Source organism: Rheinheimera baltica DSM 14885, from assembly GCF_000425345.1.
GTDB classification, from domain to species: domain Bacteria; phylum Pseudomonadota; class Gammaproteobacteria; order Enterobacterales; family Alteromonadaceae; genus Alishewanella; species Alishewanella baltica.
This window is the reverse complement of the sequence record NZ_AUDG01000098.1, coordinates 1-5,774: the sequence shown is the minus strand read 5'-3', so window position 1 is coordinate 5,774 and position 5,774 is coordinate 1. Positions and strand designations below refer to the sequence as shown.

General features: G+C 46.7%; 7 protein-coding genes and 1 pseudogene. 5 read left to right on the top strand and 3 right to left on the bottom strand.

Annotation, left to right across the window (positions count from 1 at the left end; genetic code table 11):
• Positions 1 to 297: IS5/IS1182 family transposase (locus tag H595_RS0119160; protein ID WP_027672410.1), on the top strand; the 297-nt coding region annotated here is incomplete at its 5' end.
• Between the two features lie 65 nt (positions 298 to 362).
• Positions 363 to 1,166 (top strand): substrate-binding periplasmic protein, encoded by an 804-nt coding sequence (locus H595_RS0119155; RefSeq protein ID WP_027672593.1) that lies wholly within the window; start codon positions 363 to 365, stop codon positions 1,164 to 1,166.
• Here the strand turns inward: H595_RS0119155 and H595_RS24810 are convergent.
• From H595_RS24810 to H595_RS0119145, 3 genes are all read right to left on the bottom strand, one after another.
• Complete coding sequence (locus tag H595_RS24810; protein WP_051219997.1) at positions 1,161 to 1,394, bottom strand: hypothetical protein; 234 nt, start codon at positions 1,392 to 1,394, stop codon at positions 1,161 to 1,163. The genes H595_RS0119155 and H595_RS24810 overlap by 6 nt on opposite strands.
• Positions 1,395 to 1,517: 123 nt before the next feature.
• Positions 1,518 to 1,970 carry a substrate-binding periplasmic protein gene (locus H595_RS24805; RefSeq protein ID WP_051219996.1) on the bottom strand — a complete coding sequence of 151 codons (453 nt, stop codon included), beginning with the start codon at positions 1,968 to 1,970 and terminating at the stop codon, positions 1,518 to 1,520.
• A gap of 111 nt (positions 1,971 to 2,081) precedes the next feature.
• On the bottom strand, positions 2,082 to 3,065 hold the full coding sequence (locus tag H595_RS0119145; protein WP_027672592.1) for an FAD:protein FMN transferase: 984 nt from the start codon (positions 3,063 to 3,065) through the stop codon (positions 2,082 to 2,084).
• 103 nt (positions 3,066 to 3,168) lie between these two features.
• Here H595_RS0119145 and H595_RS0119140 point away from each other — a divergent pair, with 103 nt between their 5' ends.
• The 3 genes and pseudogenes from H595_RS0119140 to H595_RS24205 all read left to right on the top strand — a co-directional run.
• Positions 3,169 to 4,776 carry a phage tail sheath family protein gene (locus H595_RS0119140; RefSeq protein ID WP_027672591.1) on the top strand — a complete coding sequence of 536 codons (1,608 nt, stop codon included), beginning with the start codon at positions 3,169 to 3,171 and terminating at the stop codon, positions 4,774 to 4,776.
• A gap of 37 nt (positions 4,777 to 4,813) precedes the next feature.
• The gene (locus H595_RS0119135) at positions 4,814 to 5,272 is read left to right on the top strand and encodes a phage tail protein (protein ID WP_027672590.1); all 459 of its coding nucleotides are present in this window, start codon (positions 4,814 to 4,816) and stop codon (positions 5,270 to 5,272) included.
• 332 nt (positions 5,273 to 5,604) lie between these two features.
• Positions 5,605 to 5,774 (top strand): annotated as a pseudogene (locus H595_RS24205) (IS5/IS1182 family transposase); the annotation flags it as partial.

Here is a 5,774-nt window from a genome sequence, read left to right as displayed (position 1 = left end):
CAACTGCCTGATGCCGAGCATGTTATCGCAGACCGGGGCTATGACAGTGAGAAAGTACGGGAGCAGATCCGAGCGAAAAATGGCGTCCCAACGATACCGCGTAAACGTAATTCAAAAATTGGAAATGGCGATATTGATTGGTGTCTGTACAAATATCGCCATTTAGTAGAGAACGTGTTTGCCAGGCTAAAACATTACCGTTCAGTAGCAACCCGGTATGATAAATTGGCCCGGAATTATGCAAGTACACTTGCCTTGGCTTGCTGTCTATTATGGCTGCCAATGTGGGTTGGCTGAATTATAAACAGCAAAGATCAACAGGCCCTAATGTAGTGCTGCATTGCGTGAAGAGTGAGTGTGCGATGAAGTATGTTTCTCTCATTATCGTTTGCTTTATCTTTAAAGCCCAGGCCGCTGGCTGCGTATTGCGCATGGGTATTGAAAGTGGCTTTGCGCCCTTTATCATAGCCAATGGCGACAGCTGGCGTGGCCTGAATGTGGAATTGCTGCAGCGCTTGGGGCAAGAGGTTGGGTGCGAGGTTGAGTTTGTGCACAGCCCCTGGTTACGTTCATTGCGGCTTGTTGAGCAAGGCGAGTTAGATGTTTTAAGCCATCTAAGTTACAACCCGCAGCGCAGTGCCCAGTTTGCCTTTATCGGCCCACATCATCAGGAAAATATTTATCTGGTTGGGCTGCCGTCAGCCTTTGTCGGTTTAACGGCAATGTCAGAGCTTAAACAGCACGGCACCTCAGGTATTATTGCACTGTTAAATGGTGCTTATTATGGCGAAGAATTAGAAAGTATTCTTAATGACGCTAAAAATCTCACCCGATTCGTGTTTATTCGCGGTAATGCCGATAAACAGGCGTTATTGCTAAACGGCAGAGTGCATGGTGTACTGGAAGATATTGCGGCTTACCACTACTGGAAAAGCAACAATACCTTAGCGCGTGAGCAGTTCAAACCGCTTTTTCGCGTTCACCAAAGCCCGGTGTTTTTTGGCTTTAACCGGTTGACATTGGGTGAAGCCCAGCTTAAACAACTTACCGCAGCATGGCAGCAGCTTTATGTGGATGGCAGCCTTCAGGCGATTATTGACCGCTACCCAATGGCAAACTATCAACTCACCATCCCTATGCCCGCACCAATACTACCTGCGTTATAAAATGGGTTCAGGCGTTAAATCGCCGTAATTAGTTATCTGGTATTTTTCATATACCCGAGCCAGCTTGCCTTGTTGATACAGTCGTTGCCAGGCTTGTGCCAGAGCCGAAATTTGCTCTGCAGATAGTGATGCTTTGCTAAAGCCAAAATACACTTTACTTTCATATACTTTAAATAACGGTTGGTATTTGTCTGCATCAGGATATTGATGTTGCTGCCAATAGTGCAATACGCTGATATCTTCCAGAATAGCGGTGATCCGTCCCGCGCGTAGCAGGGCTAATTTATCCTGAATGCTGCTAATCGTGACCAGCTGCCGGCTTAACCCAGGCTGTTGGCTTAAGCGGGCGAACTACTCGCCATAGTAAGCACCATGAAGCACCGCGATGGCACCCAGATCCGTGTCTTTGGTCAGTTGTACCAAATTTAACGTGGCTGGTATCTTGGTGGGGTCGCCCACAAGGTAGATGCTTTCTAAATGGTGTGGGCCAATAAAGGCAAACTGGGCTTTGCGTTGCTCGGTATAGGACAAATGGGTTAATACGTCTAATTTGCCATCCTCGCTAAGTTGCAGCGAACGTAGCCAGGGGCTGTGAACAAACTCTAACTGGCAATTTACCTCTTGCGCCAAAAGTTGCATTAACTCAACACTAAGCCCAGTCCATTGGCTATTTTGTTGAATAAGATGTGGCGGGAAATCACTCTCTACTGACATGCGAATTGCACACGTTTGGCCATTGTCGGCCAAGCTCACAAAACTTAAACCGCTAAATAGCAACAAAGATAGTAGTCTACTTGTCAGCATAGGGGCTTCGCTTAAAAAAGGAACAGTAATGAATTTACAACAGTTTCTTGTTTCTGCACAGTGTATTTATAAACAGCATCAGTTTGTTTATGCATAACAGAATGCTAGCGGTTACTGGCTTAGTCCGCTTGAAACATGCATTTTGCGCTCGGTATCAATAAAAATGGCTTCATAGCCGGGTATTTGTTCAATAAGCGCCATACCCGCCTGTAAACCCAATACAAACAACGTAGTAGACAAGGCATCTGTCTGGGTAGTATCAGCGCCCGTAACGGTTACACTGAATAATCCGTTGGCACTCTGCCCGGTATTAGGGTCGATAATATGGTGATAACGCACACCCTCTTCAATAAAGTAGCGCTCATAGTCACCTGAGGTGCTAATAGCGCTGTTTTCCAAAGGTAGTTGAGCGGCGTACTTATCTTCCTGACGCGGGTGTTTTATACCAACCAGCCAGGGACGGCCGCGTTTATCGCCAAGTAAACGGCTGTCACCGCCAGCGGTAAGTTGTGCGTGCTCAATGCCACGCTCTGCCAATAGGCGAATTCCGAGCTCGACGGCATAGCCTTTGGCGATGCCACCCAGGTCAATTTTTACGCCAGGTTGAGCAAAACTAACTTGATTGTTTGGCAGCAGCTGAATGCTTTGGTAGTTCACATATTGTCTTGCCAATTGAAGCTGCGCCGTACTGGGCTTTTTATGGGCGCGGTAGTCATAATAAAACCCAACCGAAGCAAAGGTGATATCAAAGGCGCCATTGCTTAATGTTGAAATGTGTTTAGCCTGCTGCAGCAGCTGATATAACTCTGCAGATACCGTTACCGGTGCACTAGCCGCCTGTCGATTAAGTTTGCTTAGCTCGCTGTTTGCTATGTAGGGGCTCATTAATTGGTTAATACGCTCAAACTCAGCCTGTACGTCTACAATAAGTTGCTTAGCTTTTTCAGTATCTGCAAGCCAAAACTCAATGTAAGCCTGCGTACCCAGCGTATTAAACGCTTCACGCTGCCACTGTGCCTGAGCAGGAGTGAAGATAACTACGCTGGCCGTCGCGGCAAAAAGCACTCTGTAAAACCAAGCCAATAGCAAGCGCATTAAAATATCCGAAAGTTTTCCAACATTAACGCTATTGTTACAGAGCTGATTAACTAACTCAATGTCTGCGGCTAATTCAGGCTGGACAAAAAGAGACTTAAGTATGAAAACGCCTGGTGTGTATATTGTGGAAAAAAGTGCTTTCCCCAATACTATTGTCGAAGTAGCAACGGCAGTGCCGGCATTTGTTGGCTATACCGAGCAAGCCTGCAATGCCAACCCTGATGGCAGTTTTAATGACTGCCTTAATAAACAGAACTCGCTAACAAATAAGCCTATACGTATTAATTCAATGGCGGAGTTTCAGCAGTGGTTTGGCTTAGCCCCGATGCCGGTATTTCAACTGGCTGAAACCTTGGCAGTGCAAAGCAATACCGTTAATGTGGGGGATAACTGTTATCCGCTTAGTCAGTCTGCTGGCAAATACCTATTGTACTACGCCATGTTGTTGTTTTATCAAAATGGTGGCGGTACCAGTTATATCGTTTCTGTAGGTAGCTACCATGATCCGCTTGACGCTAGCCGGTTAATAACCGGTATTGACACGCTTACGAAAGAACAAGAACCAACCATGTTGGTTATTCCCGACGCGGTATTGCTAGGCGAAGAGGATTGTATTGCCGTGCAACAGGCTGCTCTGGCGCACTGTGGTGGCAAGATGCGCAATAGGGTGGCTATTTTAGATGTCTGGCAGGGCGATAAACCACGCCAGCACCCAGATGGCGATTGCATTGCCAATTTCCGAGACAAGTTGGGCACTGCTTATCTGGATTTTGCTGCCGCTTATTATCCGTGGCTTAATACCTGCATTGTGCCGGAACACGAACTAAGCTATCAGAATATAGTGCCGGCAAAGCGGTTACAGCAGCTGTTAAAGCAAGAGCACAACCTGCCAGATGAACTCCCCAAGCTGGCTGACATAAACACCGACAGCTCCACCGAGAATGCCAGCGCTGCTAATAAAGCGGCTCATTTAAAACGGCAACAGCAATGGGATGTGATTAACCAAATTAGTGCTGACTGGAGCCAGCTAGACAGCGCAGATCGTATCGCAAAGCACAGGTTGTTGCATGAAAGCTTAAAAGCCATCAGCCCGTTATATAGCCAACTGCTTAACCAAATGCGCACCATGTTAAATTTACTGCCCCCGGCAGCGGCGATGGCGGGTATTTATACCCTGGTAGATAACACTCACGGCGTATGGAAGGCGCCGGCGAATGTCAGTTTAAGCGCAGTGGTGTCACCGGCGGTAACTATTAGCCACGACGAGCAGGAAGACTTAAACGTTAGTCCACAAGGTAAATCAGTCAATGCCATCCGTAGCTTTGTAAGCGAGGGCACGCTGGTGTGGGGAGCCCGCACGCTGGACGGCAACAGCCTGGACTGGCGCTATATCAATGTCCGGCGCACCATGATCATGCTGGAAGAGTCTATCCGGCTTGCTACCAAGGCCTATGTGTTTGAAAGCAACACCGCCAATACCTGGGTGACTCTTAAAAGTATGATTATCCATTTTCTTACCGGCATCTGGCAGCGCGGTGGCTTAGCGGGCGCCACACTGGAAGATGCCTATAGTGTTAGCGAAGGCCTGGGTGAAACCATGACTTCAGACGATATTCACGACGGCATTTTACGCGTTAGGGTGTTGGTAGCGCTTACCCGGCCGGCCGAATTTATGGCAATAACGTTGCAGCAGATGCAGAAATCCTGATTAGCCGCTCACAAATAAGCTTACAAAGGAGCAAAAAATGGCTGATGACGCCTCAACCCAAGCAAATTCGGTATGGCCCATAGCTAAGTTTTACTTTCAGGTGCAATGGGATTCACAAGTTATGTCGTTTCAGGAAGTATCCGGCCTGGATATTGAAACCCAAGCAATAGAATACCGCGCCGGTAATAGCCCTGATTTTTCTGTTACGCAGATGCCTGGCCTGAGAAAATATAGCAACGTGATCATGAAAAAAGGGATTTTTAAATCTGATAATAAATTCTGGGAATGGTTTAGTCAGATCAAGATGAACACCGTAAAACGCCTTCCTGTGACCATTAGTTTGTTGGATGAAACCGGCGCTATCACTATGGTTTGGACATTAACCCATGCCTGGCCCACCAAGATCACTGCAACCAATTTAGACTCAGATAGCAATGAGGTGGCGATAGAGAGTATTGAAATTGCGCATGAAGGTATCAGCATTGATACCCGGTGACAGCCAGCGCGCTAGGGTATTAACCTATGGCGCTGTTTCAGGTGTTTGCGAAAAGGTAGCGCTACTAAGCCGATGGAATTGCATTTTTACTATTTAATGCGGGCGAGTTAAGTCAATATTGATGGAGTTGTTTATAACTCAGCTGACAGTTTAGTAGGGTAGTTTCAAACTAAGCTAATAGTCAGCTATGAGCGCAGGCTGTGTGAAAACTGCTGATCACCTTTTGGTCTAAGCAATAGATTTATATGATCAATTGTTCTTGATAAAGCAGTACAGTTAGCTGTCGCTTTACTAAAATTAATAGCATACGAATTAGAACAAAGTGTGCTGATATGACCCACCATATTAAAGGCCAAGGTAGACATCAAGTAACCTTGCTCCCTGAGGCGCTTGATGACTTCGTTACTGAAGATAACCCTGTCCGAGTGGTCGATATCTTTGTTGATGGATTACAGCTTGACTCACTTGGCTTTGAAAGAGTTAGCGCAAAACAAACAGGGCG

Coding starts and splice junctions, on each gene's coding strand:
- H595_RS0119155 (WP_027672593.1), top strand. CDS start 363: ATGAAGTATGTTTCTCTCATTATCGTTTGCTTTATCTTTAAAGCCCAG.
- H595_RS0119135 (WP_027672590.1), top strand. CDS start 4,814: ATGGCTGATGACGCCTCAACCCAAGCAAATTCGGTATGGCCCATAGCT.
- H595_RS0119140 (WP_027672591.1), top strand. CDS start 3,169: ATGAAAACGCCTGGTGTGTATATTGTGGAAAAAAGTGCTTTCCCCAAT.
- H595_RS0119145 (WP_027672592.1), bottom strand. CDS start 3,065: ATGCGCTTGCTATTGGCTTGGTTTTACAGAGTGCTTTTTGCCGCGACG.
- H595_RS24805 (WP_051219996.1), bottom strand. CDS start 1,970: ATGCTGACAAGTAGACTACTATCTTTGTTGCTATTTAGCGGTTTAAGT.